We start from the raw sequence: 19,436 nt of genomic DNA, 5'->3' as shown, positions 1-19,436 counted from the left end.
GTGCTCGCGCTGCCGGACCGGTGGTAGGTCGATGCTGGACCGACCATCTGGATCGTTGTACTAAATCGTTCAAGTAGAACGATACAGAAAACATTCCCGCAGCGCCACACCAATTTCCCGGGAGGGTCTGCGCGGGGGTCCTCCCACCTCGGGGGCCTCGCCCCATACGGTGACGGCTGTGAGCATCGACCCGGGTTGGCCCGTCGGCATCGCGCTGGTGCTGCTGCTGGCGGTGGCCCTCGCCGCGCACCGCGTCGCCGGCTACGGGCTCGAGCGCCCCGTCCTGGTGGCCGCGGTGCGGGCCATCGTCCAGCTCGGGCTCGCCGCGGTGCTCATCGCCGCCGTCGTCGACAGCCTGCTGTGGTCGGTGGCGCTGGTCTGCGTGATGTTCGGGATGGGGGTGCTGACGACGTCACGCCGGGTCGAGGCGCCGGGGGCGTGGGCCTGGGCCGCGCTCGCGATGGCCGCCGGCGTGCTCCCGGTGCTGGCCATCGTGCTCGCCACCCGCACGATCCCGCTGGCCGGGATCGCCGTCATCCCCGTGGCCGGCATCATCGTCGGCAACGCGATGACCGCGCACACCCTCGTCGGGCGTCGCGCCTTCGCGGCCCTGCGCGAGGAGCACAGCCAGTACGAAGCCAGCCTCTCGGTGGGGCTGCTCCCCCGCCAGGCCATCCGCGAGATCGTGCACCGACGCGCACCCGAGGCGCTGCTCCCCGGGCTCGACCAGGTGAAGACCACGGGGGTGGTGACCCTGCCCGGCGCCTTCATCGGGGTCATGCTGGGCGGCGGCACACCGGCGCAGGCCGCGACGGCCCAGGTCCTGGTGCTCTTCGGGATCATGGCTGCCCAGACCGTGACCGTGCTCGTGGCCGAGCACCTGCTGGCCAGGCGCCTGCTGCTCCCGGATGACCTGGCCACCAGCCTCGTCGACTAGGCCGGCCCTCACGCCTTCGACCCGCGCGGCGGCATACTCGCCACCATGCCGACCGCCACGCAGCGCGACCTGCGACCGTTCGCCCTGGCCGGTGGCGTCGCGGTCGTGTCGGTGGGCCTGTGGTGGCTCGCGGTGGCGCACGGCTGGCTGGGGCCAGACGTCGGCCGCGGCGACCGGTTCTGCGAAGCGGCCCGCGGCGCCGTCGTCCTCCAGCCCGCCAACACGTTCAGCAACGCCGGGTTCGTCCTCGCCGGCCTGGCCATCGCCTGGAGGGCGGGCGCGCCCGGCACGACCATCGCGGCCAACCCCCGGCTCGCGGCGGCGCTCGGCGTGGTGGTGGTGCTGCTCGGTCCCGCGAGCGCGGCGATGCACGCGACCCAGAGTGCGCTGGGCGGCCACCTCGACCTGCTGAGCATGTACCTCATCGCAGCCTTCGCGTCGTCGTACGCCGTGACCCGGGTGCTGGGCCGCGGCACCGGCTTCTTCGCGGCGTCGTTCGTCGGCGTCGTGGCGGTCTGCGAGCTGGTCGAGCGCCTCCCGGGGCACGTCCCCGTGGTCGACAGCCCCGCCAACCTCGCGTTCGGCCTGTTCCTGTTGGTCGCTCTCGGCGGTGAGGCGGTGCTGTGGCGGCGCGGCACCGCGCGACGTCAGGCGCGATGGGGGCTGGCGTCGGCGGGAGCGCTCGCCCTGGCGTTCGCGATCTGGAACCTGGCCAAGGACGGGTCGCCCCTCTGCCATCCCGACTCACTCCTGCAGGGTCACGCCGCCTGGCACCTGCTGTGTGCCGTGGCTGCCTACGCGCTCTACCGGCTCTACGCCAGCGAACGGGTCGTCGAACGAGTCAGCGAACGGGTCAGCGACGCCGCTTGAGCAGGTCGACGGTGCCCGCGAAGGTGCCCTCGCCGGGCTGCACGCGGTAGCCGGCCTTGCGGTAGGTGCGCAGGTTGCGTTCGCTGCGGGTGCCCGTGTTGAGCCAGTATGCCGCCGTGCCCGACGGCGCCTGCGCCTCCGCGTGCGCGAGCAGGGCGCGTCCGAGGCCCCGGCCCTGGAGGTCGGGGGCGACCATGAGCCGCCCGATCTGCCAGACGGCAGGGTGGTCGGGGTGCGACCGCGCGCGCACCGACCCGACCAGCCGGCCGCCCGCGCGCACCACCCAGGTCTGCCACTCCTGCAGCCCCCGCGCGACCTCGTCGACGGACTCGAGCAGCGGCGGGATGTCGTGGGTGTCGTTGGCCCGGGCCTCGCCCACCCAGCACGCCCGCTGGAGGGTGGTCAGCTCGGCGGCGTCGGCCGGCCGGGCGCTCGTGATCGCCAGGTCGTCGACCGTGAGGGCCGCCGAGGAGTGCAGCAGGTCGGGCCTGCGCGCCGCGGTGCGCTCGAGCCGCTGCTGGTGGCGCCAGGCCGCGATCGCCCCGTGGTCCCCCGACAGCAGCACCGGCGGCACCGCCCGGGTCACGCCCGCACTCGACTCCCAGGAGGCGGGCTTGGTGTAGACGGGGTACTCGAGCAGGCCGTCCTCGTGGGACTCCTCGACGAGGGACTCGGCGTTGCCGATCACCCCGGGCAGCAGGCGCGCCACGGCCTCGACCATCGCGAGCACCGCCACCTCTCCCCCGTTGAGGACGTAGTCGCCGAGCGAGACCACCGAGACCTGGAGCCCCAGGTCCTGGGCGGCGTACTCATAGACGCGCTCGTCGATCCCCTCGTAGCGCCCGCAGGCGAATGCCAGCCACGGCTCCTCGGCGAGCTCACGCGCCAGGGCCTGCGTGAACGGCACACCCCCGGGGCCCGGGACGATGAGTCGCGGCCGGGCACCGCCGGCACCCGAGGCGACCACGTGCGCGAGCGCCTCGGCCCACGGCTGCGGCTTCATCACCATGCCGGCGCCACCGCCGTAGGGGGTGTCGTCGACCGAGTGGTGGCGGTCGTGGGTGAAGTCGCGCAGGTCGTGCACCCGCAGGTCGATCAGCCCGTCACGGCGGGCCTTGCCGATCAGTGACAGGTCCAGCGGGGCAAGGTAGTCGGGGAAGATCGAGACGACGTCGAGGATCACGGGCGGTCCGCCGTCAGTCGGCGTTGAGCTCGAGGAGCCCGGGCGGCGCGTCGACGACGACGCGGCCGCCCTCGACGTCGACCTCGGGGACGATGGCCTCGACGAACGGCACCAGTGCCTCGGCGCCGCCGGTCAGCCGCAGCACGAGCTGGTCCTGGACCGCACCGGTGCGCAGGCCGGTGACCTCACCCAGGGCGGTCCCGGAGGGGTCGACGGCGGCGAGGCCGACGAGCTCGTCCTCGTACCACGCGTCGTCCTCGTCGGTCGCAGCCTCAGCGGCGGCTTCGGCATCGATGAACAGCCGGGTGCCACGCAGCGACTCCGCGCCGGTGCGGTCGGGGATCTCCTCGAAGCCGAGCAGCCAGACCTTCTGGTGGAGCCGAGCGGTGCGCAGGGTGAGCGAGCGGGGGACCCCTGAGCCGGGCGCCGCTTCGGTCGCGTAGGAGACACCGGGAGCGAAGCGCGCCTCCGGGTCGTCGGTGTGGGTCTGCACCGTCACCTCACCGCGCAGGCCGTGTGGCTTGCCGATGCGGGCGACGAGCAGTCTGGAGTCGGCAGGCATGGGCCGATCCTCTCAGGTCCCGGCAGTCCCGTGCGCCAGGCGGTCGAGGGCCGCGACCGCGCACCCGGGCCGCTCGAGCCAGAGGAAGTGCCCGGCACCCGGCTCGACGTGGACCCATGCCCCGGGAATCCTCTCGACCGTGGCCCGCGCTGCCTCCTCGGGCGGCATCGGGCTGTCGGCACCCGACAACACCCCGACAGGGACGAGGATGGACGGCAGTGCCGCCTCCAGCGTGGCGAGCTGCTCCACGAGGTCGTCCCACAGACCGAGGTGGGCGGCGGTCGAGACGGCCAGGGGCGGGCGGGGCGTGGCGGCGGCAGGCGCGGCGAAGTAGGACGGCCAGACGATGTCGAGCATCTCCCGCACCTCGGCCTCGGTGGCGGTGCCGTCGGTGTCCATGTCGTCGAGCTCCTGGGCTCGCGCCCGCAGCCCCTGCGGCACCCGGCGGATCATCTCTGCCCCGAACGCCGCGGCCCCGCCGTCGCCGACTGCCCCCAGCGGGTCGATGCTCAGGACACCCAGGAGGCGCTCGGGCATCGACACCGCGGCGTGGAAGGCCAGGTGGCCGCCCCAGCTGTGACCCACGAGCCAGGCCCGGTCCCACCCGAGGCCGTCGAGGACCGCACGGACGTCGGCGAGGGCCTGCTCGACGGTGAACGGTCCCTGCTCCGTCGAGGGCTCGAGGCCACGCTGCTGGAAGGACGCCACGTCATACGCCGTCGCGAGCTCCTCCGCCAGGGCGTCGAGGTGGCCGTAGGACAGGCCCGGTCCACCGTGGAGCAGCAGGACGGGGGGCCCGGTTCCCGCACGCCAGCCGTCCAGGTGCCCTGGTGCTGCCGGCGCGGAGAACGAAATCCGATCCATCCGCGGAACGTACTCCCGGGTCATGGTCCACCGCAGCCGAACGGCGGCGTGGTCCGACTGCGGCGACAGGGCGCGACGGGCGGCGACGGACCTGCAGGCCGCGACACGACGAAGGGCCACCGGGAGTCCCGGTGGCCCTTCGTCGTCGAGCTCGGTCGTGCGGGTCGGCGCGGTGAGCGCTCAGCGGACCTTGTCGGTGTCGACGATGTCGACCCGGACGTTCTGGCCGCCGGCCAGCGCACCCATGACGGTGCGCAGGGCGCTCGCGGTGCGACCGGAGCGACCGATCACGCGACCGAGGTCCTCCGGGTGCACCCGGACCTCGAGCACCTCACCACGGCGGAGCTCCTTGCGTCGCACGGCGACCTCGTCCTTGTGGTCGACGATGCCCTTGACGAGGTGCTCGAGCGCCTCTTCCAGCACGTTCAGGCCTTGTCCGCGGCGTCGGCCTCGGCGGCCGCGGGGGCCTCCTCGGTCTCGGCCTTGGCCTCGACGGCGCTGTCAGCGTCGGCGTCGGCGCTCGTGGCGGACGCGCCACTCGAGTCGGTGTCGGCGGCGGGCGCCTCGTCGACCTTGGCCTCGTCGACCTTGGCCTCGTCAGCCTTGGGGGCCTCGTCGGCCTTCTTGGCAGCGCGCTTCTTCGGGGTGGTCGCCCCGTCGGTGCCGGCCTCGGACTTGCCCGCCGCGGCGATGGCCGCGTCGTACAGCTCCTTCTTGGACGGCTTGGCAGCCTTGACCTTGAGCGTGCCCTCGGCGCCGGGCTCGCCCTTGTACTTCTGCCAGTCGCCGGTCACCTTGAGCAGTGCCGCGACGGCCTCGGTCGGCTGCGCACCCTGACCCAGCCAGTACTGCGCACGGTCCGAGTTGATGTCGATGACCGAGGGCTCCTCGGTGGGGTGGTACTTGCCGATCTCCTCGATGGCCCGGCCATCGCGCTTGGCGCGCGAGTCCATGACGACGACGCGGTAGAACGGTGCACGGATCTTGCCCATGCGCTTCAGACGAATCTTGACGGCCACGGTGGTGGTGTCTCCTGTTTCTGTTGATGAGCACGGCAAGACCGCGCAGGATTCACGCGGGGTACCGGAACTCGGTGTAGGCGTTCCAGCCAGGAGGCCTCGGTGCGTGACCGGGCCCGTGCCTGGACGGGTACAGCCGACCATTCTGCCAGATCGGCGGGAATGCCCCGACCACGACGGGTCAGCCGGCGGCCATCAGGTCGAGCACGATGTCGAGCACGTGCCTGAGCGCGGTCGGCGACGGCAACCACAGGAGGCGCTCCTGCACCTCGGCCACCGCGTGCCGGCGGTGCGCGTCCGCCGTGGCCGGGTCGAGGGCGGCCGCGCCCTGCCGGGCCAGGAAGTTGAGCTCACCGCTGAGCAGCATGGTGAAGGAGCCCGTCCCACGGAGGGCACCGGTGCCGCCCGCCGCGCGGTAGGCGGTGACGGTCCGGCGCACGGCCGACGCGTCCACCTCCTCACCGTCGACGTGCCACTGCACCAGCACCTTGGCCAGCTCCTGGTCAGGGAGCACCGGCCCCACGTCCTCCCAGTCCACGGGGACGAGCCGCCCGTCCGGGGTCTCGAGCACGTTGTCGGGATGCAGGTCGCGGTGCCCGACCACGAACGGCCCCGTCGGCTCGGGGGCCTCGCGGACCAGGTCGCCGAGCCGGTCGAGGTCGGCCTGCCGCGCGGCCAGGGCGCCGTGCCACGGCTGCCCGGTCGATCGCCGCACCAGGTCGGCCCAGACCGTCGCACCGGGAGCGGTCCGGAACCACGGACCGATGGGGTCGGCGGTCGGGGGCGCGGCCGCATGGAGCTGCCCGAGGAGCGACCCCAGCGCGGTTGCGTGCAGACCGGGGACGAAGTCGGCCCGCGAGGCCGTCCCGTCCACCCAGGTGCTGAGCCGCACCAGCCCACCGCCCAGGCCGACCGGCAGGCCCACCAGGTACCGCCCCTCCCGGTCGGCGACCGGGACGGGCACCGGTATGCCGGCCCTGGCGAAGTGCGCGAGGTGGCCGGCCTCGCGACGGACCACGTCCTCCCCCGCCGACAGGTCGGGGAAGCCGGCGTCGGTCACGAAGGGCTGCTTCACGGCATACCGGTGGCCGTCGCACTCCAGGAGGCTCACCTGCCCCTCCGCGCCACGGGCCACGAACGTCAGTCGCGCCGGCCCTTCCCCGAGGTCGAAGACGTTGAGGAGGTACGCGGTCAGCTCGTCCATGGCTCCGGGCTCACCAGGGGCTGGGTTCGAAGTCCTTGACGAAGCAGCCGTAGACGTCCTCGCCCGCCTCGCCGCGCACGATGGGGTCGTAGACGCGGGCCGCGCCGTCGACGAGGTCGAGGGGCGCGTGCCAGCCCTCGGCGGCGATCCGCAGCTTCTCGTGGTGCGGTCGCTCGTCGGTGATCCAGCCGGTGTCGACCGCGGTCATGAGGATCTTGTCGGTCTCGAACATCTCGCCGGCGCTGGTGCGCGTCAGCATGTTGAGGGCTGCCTTGGCCATGTTGGTGTGCGGGTGCCCGGATCCCTTGTAGCGCCTGGAGAACTGGCCCTCCATCGCCGAGACGTTGACGACGTAGGCGCGACGCGCGCCGGCCGCGACCGCCGCGCGCATGGACGGCCGGAGCCTGGAGACGAGGATGAACGGGGCGGTCGAGTTGCACAGCTGCACCTCGAGCAGCTCGAGCGGGTCGACCTCCTCGACCTTCTGCGTCCAGGAGTTGTTGACCTGGGTGTCGGGCAGCAGACCACCCGCGTCGACTGCCGTGCCGGCGAGGTGCGCCTCGAGGCTCGCGTGCCCGGCCGTGAGCGCCAAGGACGTCATGGACGCGGCCGAGCGCTGCGCCAGGGCACGGGCCGCCTCCTGCTCGGACTCGCCCTCGTGGTGGGCCACCTTCTGCTCCTGCAACGTGCCGAGGAGGTTGGCCGGGTGGGCCTCGCTGATCCGGTCGAAGGTCACGAGCTCCGGGTAGACGACATCGCCCTCCAGGGGGACCGACTCACCCTCGACGAGGTGGGAGTAGGCGCCCGGCGTGCGACGCACGGTCTGCGCGGCGTTGTTGACGAGGATGTCGAGCGGCCCCGCGGCGGCGACCTCGTCGGCCAGGGCCACGACCTGGGTCGGGTCGCGCAGGTCGATGCCGACGACCTTGAGGCGGTGGATCCAGCGATGCGAATCCTCTTGTGCCGCAAAGCGTCTCGCTGCGTCGTGCGGGAAGCGGGTCGTGATGGTGAGGTGGGCACCGTCTCGCAGGAGCAGCAGCGCGATGTACATGCCGATCTTCGCCCGGCCACCGGTGAGCAGCGCGCGCTTGCCCGTGAGGTCGGTGCGCTGCTCGCGCTTGACGTGGCTCAGGGCCGCACAGTCGGGGCAGAGCCAGTGGTAGAACGCGTCGACGAGGGTGTACTCCCGCTTGCAGATGTAGCAGTTGCGCGGGTTGACCAGCTCGCCGGCGTGCGCCCCTCGCACCGTCGACACGAGCGGGATGCCCTTGGTCTCGTCGTCGATCCGCATCGGCGACCCCGTGGCGGTCTTGGCGATGATCGCGTCGTCGTGGTCGATCTCGGGTTGCTTCGCCTCGCGACGACGGGCCTTGCGCACCCGCTTGTACATCCGGCCCGTGGCCCGCTTGACGGTCTGGATGTCGGGGTGGTCGCCGTCGATCTCGGCGAGCTGCTCGAGGACGCGCAACGCCGTCGCGAGGTCGTCGGGGTCGATGCCCGGCCCGTGCCCGGGCACGGCCTCGTCGGTGGGGGCGTGTTCGCTCATCGGCTGCGCCACGCGTCGGGGTCCGCCGCCAGCAGCGCGACCCTCTCGGGGAGCTCTCCCGAGAGCACGTCCGCGAGGCTGGTCTCGTCGAGCACCGACCGCAGGCTGGCGCGCAGCGCCACCCACACGGTGGGCAGGTGCGTGGCGACCCCCTCGTATGCCGTCTCGTGCGGCCGCAGGCCCCGCACCTCCGCGAGTGGACCGTCGACCGCCCGGAACACCTCGCCCAGGGAGATGTCGCGGGGTTCGCGGGCCAGCGAGTAACCGCCACGGGCGCCGCGGGTGCTCTTGACCAGCCCGGCGGTGCGCAGGTCGGCCACGATCGCCTCGAGGAACTTGCGCGGCAGGGTCTGCCGGTAGGAGAGCATCTCGACACTCACCGGCCCCGCGGAGGTCGTCGCCGCCTCCGCGAGGATGAGCATGGCCCGGACCGCGTACTCCGTGCGTGCCGAGATGTCCACGAGCGCATTGTGTCGCACCGGCCTCGGTCGGCCTCGGTCGGCCTCGGGCAGCACGGCATCCAGCATCCGAGACATAACCAGGCGTTACTTGACCCATAAGGAACCGTGCAGCAAAACTCCCACTGGTCAGATCGGAATTGAACGTCCTGGGAGTCACTCATGCGCAAGCTCGTCCTGCTCGCCCTCGTCGGTCTCGGCGCACAGCTGGTCGACGGCAGCCTGGGCATGGCCTACGGGGTGACCTCCACGACGCTGTTGCTGGCCATCGGGGCCAACCCGGCCGCGGCCTCTGCCACGGTCCACCTGGCCGAGATCGGCACGACGTTGGCGTCGGGCGCGTCCCACTGGAAGTTCGGCAACGTCGACTGGGGGGTGGTCGCGAAGATCGGCATTCCAGGAGCTGTCGGCGCGTTCGCCGGGGCGACCTTCCTCGCAGGCCTGGACACCTCGGTCGCCGCTCCGGTCATGTCGCTCATCCTCCTGTCGCTGGGCATCTACGTCCTCGTCCGCTTCACCGTCCGCGGGCTCCGGAAGGACCGGCTCGGCCAGCCGCTGCGCAAGCGGTTCCTTGCGCCACTCGGCCTGTTCGCCGGGTTCGTCGACGCCACCGGCGGTGGCGGGTGGGGCCCCGTCGGCACCCCGGCAATCCTTGCCAGCGGCCGACTCGAGCCCCGTAAGGTGATCGGCTCGATCGACACCAGCGAGTTCCTTGTCTCAGTGGCCGCGAGCCTTGGCTTCCTGATTGCGCTCGGCTCTCAGGGCGTGAACTTCGCATGGGTCGGGGCGCTGCTGATCGGAGGGCTGGTCGCGGCCCCCATCGCCGCCTGGCTCGTGAGGCACATCCCGCCTCGTGTCCTCGGCTCCGCGGTTGGCGGCATCATCGTCATCACGAACTCCCGCACCCTGCTGAAGTCCGACTGGGTCGGTGCCTCCGCAGGCACGAGGTGGGTCGTCTACGCCGTCATCTACGCCGTGTGGGCGGCTGCCGTCACCTACTCCGTCCGCGCGCACCGCACCGAAAGCACCTTGGCCCCGGAGCCGGTGCACAGCGCGCCCGGCGGTCGCGAGCTCGCGCCCGACCCTGCCTGACGCGGTGTCCTTGACGACCGCCTGACGAGGACGCCGCGGTAGGGGCAGGTCGGGTCAGACGGTGACGCCGCGCAGCACGATGTGCTCGGGCGCGGCGAGGACACGGATCTCACGACGGGGGTCCGCGCCGTAGACCACGAGGTCGGCGTCCGCGCCCTCCTCCAGCCCGGGGCGACCAAGCCACGCGCGGGCGCCCCACGTCGCCGCGTGCAGCGCCTCGTCGGCGGACAGACCCGCCTTGGTGAGCTCCAGCGCTTCGTCGGCCACCAGTCCGTGGCGCAGCGAACCGCCCGCGTCGGTGCCGAGGTAGATCGGGATGCCGGCGTCGCGCGCCGCGCCGATGGTGGCGTAGCGGCGCTCGTGCAGCGCGACCATGCGCCGGTGGTAGTCGGGGAACTTCTCCTTGGCCGGCTCGGCGAGGGCGGGGAAGGTGGCGATGTTGACCAGCGTCGGCACGATCGCGATCTGCTGCTCGGCGAACTGGGCGATCGTCTCCGCCTCGAGCCCGGTCGCGTGCTCGATGCAGTCGGTGCCGGCGGCGGCGAAGTCGTAGAGCGACGCCTCGCCGAAGCAGTGCGCGGTGACCCGGGCGCCCTCCACGTGGGCCGCCTCGATGGCGTCGGTCAGGACGTCGACCGGCCAGCACGGGGTGAGGTCGCCGGCGTCGCGGTCGATCCAGTCCCCCACCAGCTTGACCCACCCGTCGCCGGCGCGGGCCTCGAGCCGCACCCGCTCGACCAGCTGGTCGGGCTCGATCTCGTGGGCGAAGTTGCGGATGTAGCGCCGGGTGCGGGCGATGTGCCGACCCGCCCGGATCACCTTCGGCAGGTCGTCGCGGCCGTCGATCCACCGGGTGTCCGCCGGCGAGCCGGCGTCGCGGATCAGCAGCGTGCCCGCCTCACGGTCGGCGAGCGCCTGCGCCTCGGCGGTCGCGTCGTCGACCGCACCGTGCGCGTCCAGCCCCACGTGGCAGTGGGCGTCGACCAGACCGGGCAGCACGAAGCCGCGCAGGGTCTCGACGTCGCCGTCCGGCGAGGTCGGGCGCTCGAAGGTCAGCCGGCCGCCGACCACCCACGCCTCGGGTCGCACGTCCTCGGGCCCGACCAGGACCTCACCCTGCAGGTGCAGCACCGATGCCATGCGCCGACCCTAGAGGGGGCGACGCCGGGGAGCGACCCCGAGGGTGTAGCGGATGTCCTGCCACACCACGACACTCCCGTCCTCGTCACGCGCGCCCTCGAGGTGCTCGCCGGCACGCTCCACGAGCCCCGCGACGTCGGCCGCCGGCACGCGGGACCAGACCGCCCGCTGCCCGGTGGCCCGCGAGAAGCGCTCCCACCCGGCGACGTCGCCGGGTGGGACCTGCAGCCGGAAACCCGCGGTCCGCACGTCGACGGCACCCGCGTCCCGCAGCATCCGCTCCATGCCCGCGTCGGAGGAGAACGGGCTGTCGGGGCCCACCACCCGAGGGTCTCGCATCATCGGCGGCACCCACGGTCCGAACTCCTTGTCCACCGCGTCCCAGACGGGGTCGGTGTCACCGAACGTGGCGAGCCCGATCCGGCCCGCTTGGCGAGGCCGGGGGTGACCGCGCCGCGCCCGCAGCCGAGTCGGGGCACCGCCCCGGACGAGCCCGCCGCGTCGCTAGCCGGGACCGGCGTGGGCGAAGCGGCGCAGCGCCTCGACGATGATCTCCGGCGCGTCGGTGTGCACCCAGTGCGTGGCGCCCTTGACGGTCAGCTGTCGCACCTTCGGGAACAGCGCGCGCATAGCCGGCAGGTCCTCGTCGGTGATGTAGGACGAGTCCGACCCGGCCACCCAGAGGACCGGGCCCGGGAAGGGCTGGAGCCCCCCAGCGACGTCGGGCCACGCGGCGATCACCGAACCGGTGCCCTTGGCCGCGTCGGCAGCGAACAGGTCGAGGTTCGCCTGCCACCGCCACGAGTCGCCGTCGCGCCGCAGGTTCTGGAGCAGGAAGGCCTTCACCCCAGGGTTGGGCTCCTCGAAGCGCGCCTCGGCATCGCCGCGGCTGGTGAGCTCGCCGAGCGGGAGGTGCTGCATCTCCTCGATGTAGCCGCTGAACCGCTCGAGGGTGCCGTAGCTCTTCGGAGCGATGTCGACCACCACCAGCCTCGACACGAGCTCGGGGTGCTGGAGCGCGAGGAGCATCGCGGTCTTGCCGCCGAGAGAGTGCCCCACCACGACCCAGGGGGTCTCGGCGTCGATGGCGCGCAGGGTGTCGGCGACGGCGGCGGCATACCCCTCGAAGGAGAACTCCCGCGACCACGGGGACCGGCCGTGGTCCGGGAGGTCGACCAGCGTGCTGCGCGCCCCGGTGCCGTCGGGTCCCGCGAGCGTCTTCGCGATCTGCGCCCAGTTGCGGCCCTGGCCGAACAGGCCGTGGAGGAAGGCGATCCGCGGTCCGGCGGCGCCGATCGTCAGCGTGTGCAGCGGCGCTGCGGCGCTCACCTGCCGAGGAACTTCTCGAAGCCCGCGGGCAGCTGGGTGGGGTCGAGGTCCGCCGGCAGGCCGTCCCCGGCCGGTGCGCCGAACGCCGAGCCACCGCCTCCGGTCTTGGCCGCCGACGCCTTCTCGGCCGCCGCGCGCTCCTCGGCAGCGCGCTTGGCCGGGTTGCCGGACTTGGACTTCTTGCGCTGCGGCTGCTGCTGCCGGCCCTTCTTGCCGCCACCCATGCCGGGCAGGCCGGGCATGCCCGGGAGGCCGCCGCCACGGGCCAGCTGCTTCATCATCTTCTGGGCCTCGGTGAAGCGCTCGAGCAGGGCGTTGACCTCGGACACCTCGACGCCCGAGCCCTTGGCGATGCGCAGTCGACGCGAGCCGTTGATCTGCTTGGAGTGGGTCCGCTCGAACGGCGTCATGGACCGCACCATGGCCTCGATGCGGTCGAACTCGCGCGGGTCGAGGTTGTCGAGCTGGGCCTTCATCTGGCCCATGCCCGGCATCATGCCGAGCATCGCCTTCATGCCGCCCATCTTCTTCAGCGCCGACATCTGCTGCAGGAAGTCGTCGAAGGTGAAGTCCTCTTCGGCGAGGAACTTGCGCTGCATCTCCTGCGCCTGGCTGGCGTCGAAGGCCTTCTCGGCCTGCTCGATGAGGGTGAGCACGTCGCCCATGTCGAGGATGCGGGAGGCCATCCGGTCGGGGTGGAAGACCTCGAAGTCCTTCACGCCCTCGCCGGTGCTGGCGAACATGATCGGCCGGCCGGTGACCGAGGCGACCGACAGCGCCGCACCACCCCGGGCGTCGCCGTCGAGCTTGGACAGGACGACGCCGGTGAAGTCGACACCCTCCTGGAACGCCAGGGCCGTGTCGACCGCGGCCTGGCCGATCATCGCGTCGATGACGAACAGCACCTCGTCGGGCGAGATGGCGGTGCGGATGTCAGCCGCCTGCTGCATGAGGTTGGCGTCGACGGCGAGGCGGCCGGCGGTGTCGACGATCACCACGTCGTGCTGGGCGCGGCGGGCCTGCTCGATGCCGGCTCGCGAGACGGACACCGGGTCGCCGAAGGAGCGCGTCCCCTCCCCCGTCGGACCGACTGCGTCGTGACCTCCGACGTTGCCGCGCTCGGGGGCGAACACCGGCACGCCGGCACGCTCACCGACGACCTCGAGCTGGGTCACCGCGTTGGGGCGCTGGAGGTCGGCGGCCACGAGGATGGGGGTGTGGCCCTGCTCCTTGAGCCACCGGGCGAGCTTGCCCGCGAGGGTGGTCTTACCCGAACCCTGCAGACCCGCCAGCATGATCACGGTGGGCGGGTTCTTGGCGAACTGGATCGTCCGGGTCGCCCCACCGAGGATGTCGACGAGCTCCTCGTTGACGATCTTCACGACCTGCTGCGCCGGGTTCAGCGCACCCGACACCTCGGCCCCGAGGGCTCGCTCGCGCACCGCGGACGTGAACTTCTTCACCACCGGCAGGGCGACGTCGGCGTCGAGCAGCGCCAGCCGGATGTCGCGGACCGTCGCGTTGACGTCGGACTCGGACAGCCGTCCCTTGCCCCGGAGGTTCTTGAAGGTGGCGGTCAGGCGATCGGAGAGTGAGGTGAACACGCGCCCAAGGTTAATCGACCAGAGGTGGTGTGCCTGACGCGGCGCCATGGCACCGCCTCAGGCACGCGACCGGCGGATCAGGAGGTCGCGGCACCGTCGCAGGTGTCGATCACCATGGCCACCGTCTGGGCGACCTTGGCCGGGGACAGCAGGCGACCACCGAACTCGGTGACGTAGAACGTGTCCAGCGTCTGCCCGGCATACGTGGCGATGTGCGCGGAGCGCACCGACAGACCCGCCTTGGCGAACCCCATGCCGAGCTCGTGCAACAGACCGGGTCGGTCCTGGGCCCGCACCTCGATGACGGTGGCCTCCTCCGACGCGTGGGGCACCACGAGCGCGCGGGCCTGGCCGGGCGACCCGGTGCCCGACTCGGCGCTGGTGCGTCCCGCGAAAGCGCGGCGCCGCTCCAACAGCCCCAAGGGCGCCCGGTCGCCCTGGGCGAGGCGCTCGAGGCCGCGGACGATGCGCTCCTCGTGCGGTGCCTCACCGCTCGGGCTCTCGACGTGCCACTCGTTGGCGGCCACGCCGTCGACCGTGCGCAGGATCGCGGTGCGGACCACCAGCCCGTATGCCGCGAGCAGCCCTGCGGTGTCGGCGAACAGCCCCAGCCGGTCACGGTCGAAGACGTCGATGCGGTAGGACCCACCCTGCGGCCGGATGATGACCCGTGGGTCGCCGGCGGCCACGGAGCGCAGGTCGTCCTCGTCGACGGTCGCGGTCTCTGCCGGCGGCGGCACGGCGCCTTCCTCCCAGCCCTTGCGGGCCGCTTCGGCGAGCTGACCCAGCAGGGTCGCCCGCCAGTCGGTCCAGGCCGCCGGTCCGGCGGCGCTGGCGTCGGCCTCGGTGAGCGCGACGAGCAGGTCGAAGACCTCGCGCGAGCCACCCACGGCGGTGCGCGCCGCGGTGACGGTGCCGGCGTCCTGGTGGTCGCGGCGGGTGGCGAGGTCGATGATGGTGAGGTGCTCGCGCACCAGGGTCGTGACGACCTCGACGTCGGCGGCGGGGTACCCGAGGCGCGTGGCGATCGCCCTGGCCAGCGGCGCCCCGGTCGCCGAGTGGTCGTGCGCTCCACGGATCTTGCCGATGTCGTGGAGCAGCGCGGCGAGCAGCAGCAGGTCGGCCCGGGTGACGCCGCGTACCAGTCCACCCGCCAGCACGACGGTCTCGATGAGGTGCCGGTCGACCGTGTGGCGGTGGACCGCGCTGCGCTGTGGGCGGGAACGCACCGCCGCCCACTCCGGCAGCCAGCGGTCGATGATGCCGGCCTGGTCGAGCCCCTCCCAGACCCCCACGAGCCCCGGGCCGGTCGCGAGCAGGTCGGCGAAGAGGTCACGCGCGATCTCCGGCCACGGCTCGGTGAGAGTCGGTGCCTGGCCGGCGAGGTTGGCCAGGGTGGTCGGGGCGATCGGGAGGTTGGCCCTGGCCGCGACCACCGCTGCGCGCAGCGGCAGCAGGGGGTCGGTGGACAGGGTGCTCCTGGGGCCGAGGACGACCTCGCCGTCGTGCTCGAACATGCCGAACCCCAAGGGGTTCAGCTGCGGCCGGCGCGGACCGACCCGCAGGGTGCGCGCCCGCTGCGACTGGCCGGCGCGCCGGACCGTGCCGTCGAGCGCGTAGGCGATGGTGCGACCGGCGTCGGCCACCATCGTCATCAGCTCGTCGGAGTCGGTGTGCCCGAGGAGCGCGGCGACGGCGTCGTGGTCCTCGCGGGTGAGCCGGTCGCGGCCCCGGCCGGTGACGACGTGCACGGCGTCGCGCACGTCGAGCAGCGTCTGGTGGGCCTCGTCCACGCCGACGTGCGGACGGTCGGTCAGCCAAGCGGCCACGAGGGCGTTCAGCACGGTGATGTCGCGCAGGCCGCCGTGCGCCTCCTTGAGGTCCGGCTCGAGGCTCTGCGCGAGCTCACCGTGGCGGGCGTGCCTCGCCTTGAGGCTGTCGACCAGCTGCGGCAGCCGGCGGCGGGCGTTCGCGCGCCAGTCGTGCGACACCGTCGAGCGGGCGGCGGCCACCACCTCGGCGTCACCGGCCACACACTGCAGGTCGAGCAGCCCGACAGCCGCCGCCAGGTCACCGGAGGCGACCGTCCGGCACTGGTTCACGGTGCGCACGGCGTGGTCGAGCTTCACCCCGGCGTCCCACACGGGGTACCAGACCCGGTCGGCCAGGCCGCGCAGGTCGTCGCCGCTGAGGGACCGCCCGTAGTGGAGCAGCACGAGGTCCACGTCGCTGAGGGGGCCTGCGTCGCCGCGGGCCAGGCTCCCCACCGAAGCCAGCGCGATGCCCTCCGTCGGCTTCCCGTCGAGGGCCTGGGTCCACACCTGGGAGAGCCAGTCGCGGGTCAGGCCGGCGATGGCGTCACGGCGGGCCGGGCCGGCCCCGGGGGCGTCGAAGCCCCTCGCCCCCGCCAGGTCCAGGCGGCGGGCCGCCAGGTCGCTCTGCTCGATCGTCACTCCACCACCGTGCCCTCTCGACGTTTCCGAATGTGAGCCCCCGTGTTACGCCCGTGTTAGACGTCTGCGGGTGGTTGCGCCGGTTCGCGCCACTTCACGTGCGCTCGGCCGTGAGCAGGAGTCGCTCAGGAGTCGGCCAGGGCCGGCCAGGGGTCGGCCGGGGCGCTCGGGAGTCGGCCAGGGCCGGTCAGGGGTCGGCCGGGCCGCTCAGGGGTCGCCCACGAGTGGGTCACGAGTCGGTCGGGGGGGTATGCCGCGGGCGGATGCGACGGTGCCCGGGACCACGAAGGGTCCCGGGCACCGTCGGTGCAGCCGGTCGGTCAGAGGGCGTCCACGCCGCGCTCCCCGGTGCGGACCCGGACCACGTCCTCGACGGGGATCGTCCAGATCTTGCCGTCGCCGATCCGGCCGGTCTGCGCGGCCTTGAGGATCACGTCGGCCACGGACGTGGCGTCGATGTCGTCGACGAGCACCTCGACCCGCACCTTCGGCACGAAGTCGACGGTGTACTCGGCGCCACGGTAGACCTCGCTGTGGCCCCGCTGGCGGCCGTAGCCGGACGCCTCGCTGACGGTCATGCCGGAGATTCCGTAGGCCTCCAGGGCCTCCTTCACCTCGTCGAGCTGGTGGGGCTTGATGATGGCGGTGACGAGCTTCATGCCGATGCTCCCTCGTGGGTCTTGGCAGGCTTGGCGGACGAGGTCGTGACGGACGACGCGGTGCTGAACCGGCCTGAGGTGAGTCCCGTGAGCTCGTACGCGGACTCGCCGTGCTCGCTCTGGTCGATGCCGTCGGACTCGACGTCCTCGGTGACCCTCCAGCCCATCGTGTACTTCAGGGCCAGTGCGATCACCGCGGTCAGGATGCCACTGATGAGCAGTGAGGCGAAGGCGATGAGGATCTGCACGACGAGCTGCTTGGCTCCACCGCCGTAGAACAGGCCAGACCCAGTGGCCAGCAGGCCCGCACCGATCGTGCCCCAGAGACCGGCGACCAGGTGGACGCCGACCACGTCGAGGCTGTCGTCGTATCCGAAGCGGTACTTCAGGCCTACCGCCAGGGCAGACAGGCCACCCGCGACCACACCCAGGATCAGGGAGCCGACCGGCGACAGGGCGCCACACGCGGGGGTGATGGCGACCAGCCCGGCGACGACGCCCGAGGCGCCACCAACCGATGTGGCGTGGCCATCGCGGATCTTCTCCACGAGCAGCCAGCCGAGCATCGCGGCACACGTGGCGGCGGTGGTGTTGAGCCACACCGTCGAGGCCAGTCCGTCCGCGGCGAGCTCGGAGCCCGCGTTGAACCCGAACCACCCGAACCACAGCAGGCCCGCGCCGAGCATGACGACCGGCACGTTGTGCGGTCGCATCGCCTGGCTGCCGAAACCGAACCGCTTGCCGACGATCAGGGCCAGCACCAGACCGGCGATACCGGCGTTGATGTGGACCACCGTGCCACCGGCGAAGTCGATCGGGAGGATGTTGGCGACACCGTCGGTCGCGCCGAAGATCTTCGCCGACAGACCGCCTTCGGCACCGGACAGGACGCCACCGCCCCACACCATGTGGGAGATCGGGAAGTAGACGATGGTCGCCCAGATGCCGGAGAACACGAGCCAGGTGGAGAACTTCACGCGATCGGCGACGGCGCCGCTGATCAGCGCCACGGTGATGACCGCGAAGGTGAGCTGGAAACCGACGAACACGGTCTCCGGGATGAAGACGTCGACGCCGAACACGTCGATCAGGCGCGAGCCGTCCGCACCGATGACGTTCTTGAGGCCGAACAGGTGGAAGGGGTTGGTGAACAGGCCACCGACGTCGCCGGTGCCGTCCTGCAGGTTGCCGAAGGACATGGAGTAGCCCCACAACACGTAGATGACGCCGACGACGCCAAGGGCCCCGAACGACATCATGATCATGTTGAGGACGGACTTGGCTCGCGTCATTCCGCCGTAGAAGAGCGCGAGACCGGGGGTCATCAGAAGGACCATCGAGGCGGCGACGAGCATGAAGGCGGTCGCGGCCTCGTTGATCGTGGGGTCTGCCGCTGGCAGAAGTGCTGGAGTCATGGCCAGAACTCTGACCGGCAGGCGTTTCAGGGCATGCCGGAGTTTGTTACAGGCGTGTTAGCGGTTCCTCACGTCGGTAAGCATCAGGTAACCGGATGGTCAACGTCTCACATCGTGGGAGCGGTGGCCCGAGCGAGGTACCGCCGGCCCAGCGAGGTGAGCTCGTCGTCCTCCACCAGCTCCCCCAAGCGCACGAGCGCACTGGCCGGGGTCCGCAACGCCTCCCACTGGCCGCTCTCGACCAGGATGTCGCAGAGCAGGATCTGCAGGTCCGGCGCGACGGGGCGCCCGGTCCGCTCGGACGCGTCGATGGCCTCGCCCAGGAGGGTCGCATCAGCCGGGGCGTCGCCGTCCTGCCACAGCACGATCGCCTCCACCTCGGCCAGCGCGACCCGCAGCTCCACCGTGGCGTGCCCGTCGACGAGCCGCCTCGCCCGGTCGAGGACGTCGTCCGCCCGGGGGTCCCCCGCTGCCGCCAGGGCGCGGGCAGCCAGCACGGCCGCCTCGGCAGCCCAGCCGCCGTCACCCGCCTGCTCGTAGAGGTGCGAGGCCCGCAGCACCAGGACCGGTCCCTCCTCCGGGGGCGCGACCTGTGCGAGCCCCATCAGCCCTCCGGCGGCGTGGCCGGGCTCCCCCATCGCCTGCAGCTGCTCGACGTAGCCGCGCCCGGCCGCGAGCGCGTCGGGGTCGCCGAGCAGCGTCTCCACCGGCACGAGGGCGACGTGGCAGCGCAACACCTCGACCTCGGCCTCCGCCAGCACCGCCGCGCCCAGGGCGTCGCTCAGCACCTGCGCCGCGGCGGGGTGGCCGGCGCCGAACAGGACTTGGCCGAGGCGGCGGTCGAGCACGGCCTGCATGGTCAGCTCGGCCGGGTCGGTGAGCGGCAGCAGCTCGGCGCGCGCCTGCGCCCAGCCGTGCACGAGGTGGTCCATCCGGATCGGGTCGTGGGCGTCGGCGGCGGCCAGGAGGGCGTCGTGGTAGCCCGCGACGTCCTCGGGTAGGGGCGCCGCGGCCTCCGCCACCACGGCCGCGGGCAGGTGCTCTTGGTCGGGCTGCACGGGCCGACGATAGCGCGCGCGAGCCGGGCCGGGACGCCCGAGT

General features: G+C 72.4%; 19 protein-coding genes. 3 read left to right on the top strand and 16 right to left on the bottom strand.

The genetic code is table 11. From position 1 onward, the window contains the following. Positions 1 to 178: 178 nt before the first annotated feature. Both ABD262_RS03510 and ABD262_RS03505 read left to right on the top strand, forming a co-directional pair. Positions 179 to 937, top strand: a complete 759-nt coding sequence (locus tag ABD262_RS03510) for an ABC transporter permease (RefSeq protein ID WP_344131218.1) — start codon at positions 179 to 181, stop codon at positions 935 to 937. Positions 938 to 982: 45 nt separating this feature from the next. After that, entirely contained in the window at positions 983 to 1,807 is an 825-nt protein-coding gene (locus ABD262_RS03505) for a ceramidase domain-containing protein (RefSeq protein WP_344131215.1), read from the top strand. Here the strand turns inward: ABD262_RS03505 and trmD are convergent. The 8 genes from trmD to ABD262_RS03465 all read right to left on the bottom strand — a co-directional run bounded on the left by trmD (position 1,791) and on the right by ABD262_RS03465 (position 8,646). Beyond that, a complete protein-coding gene (trmD, locus tag ABD262_RS03500) occupies positions 1,791 to 2,990 on the bottom strand; it encodes a tRNA (guanosine(37)-N1)-methyltransferase TrmD (protein ID WP_344131212.1) in 1,200 nt (399 codons plus the stop codon). The two genes, ABD262_RS03505 and trmD, sit on opposite strands and share 17 nt — an antisense overlap. 13 nt (positions 2,991 to 3,003) lie before the next feature. After that, positions 3,004 to 3,552: a ribosome maturation factor RimM gene (gene rimM / locus ABD262_RS03495; protein WP_344131209.1), complete on the bottom strand. Its 549-nt coding sequence runs from the start codon at positions 3,550 to 3,552 to the stop codon at positions 3,004 to 3,006. 12 nt (positions 3,553 to 3,564) lie between these two features. Further along, the gene (locus ABD262_RS03490; protein ID WP_344131206.1) at positions 3,565 to 4,416 is read right to left on the bottom strand and encodes an alpha/beta fold hydrolase; all 852 of its coding nucleotides are present in this window, start codon (positions 4,414 to 4,416) and stop codon (positions 3,565 to 3,567) included. Positions 4,417 to 4,596: 180 nt separating this feature from the next. Continuing rightward, positions 4,597 to 4,839 (bottom strand): RNA-binding protein, encoded by a 243-nt coding sequence (locus ABD262_RS03485; protein WP_056922545.1) that lies wholly within the window; start codon positions 4,837 to 4,839, stop codon positions 4,597 to 4,599. 2 nt (positions 4,840 to 4,841) lie between these two features. Continuing rightward, on the bottom strand, positions 4,842 to 5,435 hold the full coding sequence (gene rpsP / locus ABD262_RS03480) for a 30S ribosomal protein S16 (protein ID WP_344131200.1): 594 nt from the start codon (positions 5,433 to 5,435) through the stop codon (positions 4,842 to 4,844). 181 nt (positions 5,436 to 5,616) lie between these two features. Then, positions 5,617 to 6,639: an aminoglycoside phosphotransferase family protein gene (locus ABD262_RS03475; protein ID WP_344131197.1), complete on the bottom strand. Its 1,023-nt coding sequence runs from the start codon at positions 6,637 to 6,639 to the stop codon at positions 5,617 to 5,619. 10 nt (positions 6,640 to 6,649) lie between these two features. Continuing rightward, the gene (locus ABD262_RS03470) at positions 6,650 to 8,185 is read right to left on the bottom strand and encodes an SDR family NAD(P)-dependent oxidoreductase (protein WP_344131194.1); all 1,536 of its coding nucleotides are present in this window, start codon (positions 8,183 to 8,185) and stop codon (positions 6,650 to 6,652) included. After that, positions 8,182 to 8,646 carry an RrF2 family transcriptional regulator gene (locus ABD262_RS03465; protein WP_344131191.1) on the bottom strand — a complete coding sequence of 155 codons (465 nt, stop codon included), beginning with the start codon at positions 8,644 to 8,646 and terminating at the stop codon, positions 8,182 to 8,184. The genes ABD262_RS03470 and ABD262_RS03465 overlap by 4 nt, the downstream gene beginning before the upstream one ends. Before the next feature lie 159 nt (positions 8,647 to 8,805). Between ABD262_RS03465 and ABD262_RS03460 the strand changes: the two genes are divergently transcribed. Continuing rightward, on the top strand, positions 8,806 to 9,735 hold the full coding sequence (locus ABD262_RS03460) for a sulfite exporter TauE/SafE family protein (RefSeq protein WP_344131188.1): 930 nt from the start codon (positions 8,806 to 8,808) through the stop codon (positions 9,733 to 9,735). Between the two features lie 54 nt (positions 9,736 to 9,789). Here ABD262_RS03460 and ABD262_RS03455 read toward each other — a convergent pair whose 3' ends face one another. The 8 genes from ABD262_RS03455 to ABD262_RS03420 all read right to left on the bottom strand — a co-directional run bounded on the left by ABD262_RS03455 (position 9,790) and on the right by ABD262_RS03420 (position 19,393). After that, positions 9,790 to 10,875, bottom strand: a complete 1,086-nt coding sequence (locus ABD262_RS03455; RefSeq protein WP_344131185.1) for an amidohydrolase family protein — start codon at positions 10,873 to 10,875, stop codon at positions 9,790 to 9,792. Positions 10,876 to 10,884: 9 nt separating this feature from the next. Continuing rightward, positions 10,885 to 11,196, bottom strand: coding sequence for a hypothetical protein (locus ABD262_RS03450; RefSeq protein WP_344131182.1), 312 nt, complete (start codon positions 11,194 to 11,196; stop codon positions 10,885 to 10,887). A 183-nt stretch (positions 11,197 to 11,379) separates the two neighbouring features. Further along, positions 11,380 to 12,204, bottom strand: coding sequence for an alpha/beta fold hydrolase (locus ABD262_RS03445; protein WP_344131179.1), 825 nt, complete (start codon positions 12,202 to 12,204; stop codon positions 11,380 to 11,382). Next, positions 12,201 to 13,808, bottom strand: coding sequence for a signal recognition particle protein (gene ffh / locus ABD262_RS03440; RefSeq protein ID WP_344131176.1), 1,608 nt, complete (start codon positions 13,806 to 13,808; stop codon positions 12,201 to 12,203). Before ffh ends, ABD262_RS03445 begins: the two co-directional genes overlap by 4 nt. Before the next feature lie 77 nt (positions 13,809 to 13,885). Further along, the gene (locus ABD262_RS03435) at positions 13,886 to 16,261 is read right to left on the bottom strand and encodes a [protein-PII] uridylyltransferase (protein ID WP_344131173.1); all 2,376 of its coding nucleotides are present in this window, start codon (positions 16,259 to 16,261) and stop codon (positions 13,886 to 13,888) included. 320 nt (positions 16,262 to 16,581) lie between these two features. After that, the gene (locus tag ABD262_RS03430; protein ID WP_344131170.1) at positions 16,582 to 16,920 is read right to left on the bottom strand and encodes a P-II family nitrogen regulator; all 339 of its coding nucleotides are present in this window, start codon (positions 16,918 to 16,920) and stop codon (positions 16,582 to 16,584) included. Continuing rightward, complete coding sequence (locus ABD262_RS03425) at positions 16,917 to 18,335, bottom strand: ammonium transporter (protein WP_344131167.1); 1,419 nt, start codon at positions 18,333 to 18,335, stop codon at positions 16,917 to 16,919. Before ABD262_RS03425 ends, ABD262_RS03430 begins: the two co-directional genes overlap by 4 nt. 107 nt (positions 18,336 to 18,442) lie before the next feature. After that, the gene (locus tag ABD262_RS03420) at positions 18,443 to 19,393 is read right to left on the bottom strand and encodes a hypothetical protein (RefSeq protein ID WP_344131164.1); all 951 of its coding nucleotides are present in this window, start codon (positions 19,391 to 19,393) and stop codon (positions 18,443 to 18,445) included. Between the last annotated feature and the right edge of the window lie 43 nt (positions 19,394 to 19,436).

Origin of the sequence: Pedococcus bigeumensis (genome assembly GCF_039531795.1) — a bacterium.
GTDB lineage: Bacteria > Actinomycetota > Actinomycetes > Actinomycetales > Dermatophilaceae > Pedococcus > Pedococcus bigeumensis.
Note: the sequence above shows the minus strand (reverse complement) of the source record. Positions and strands in the feature narration are given on the sequence as shown.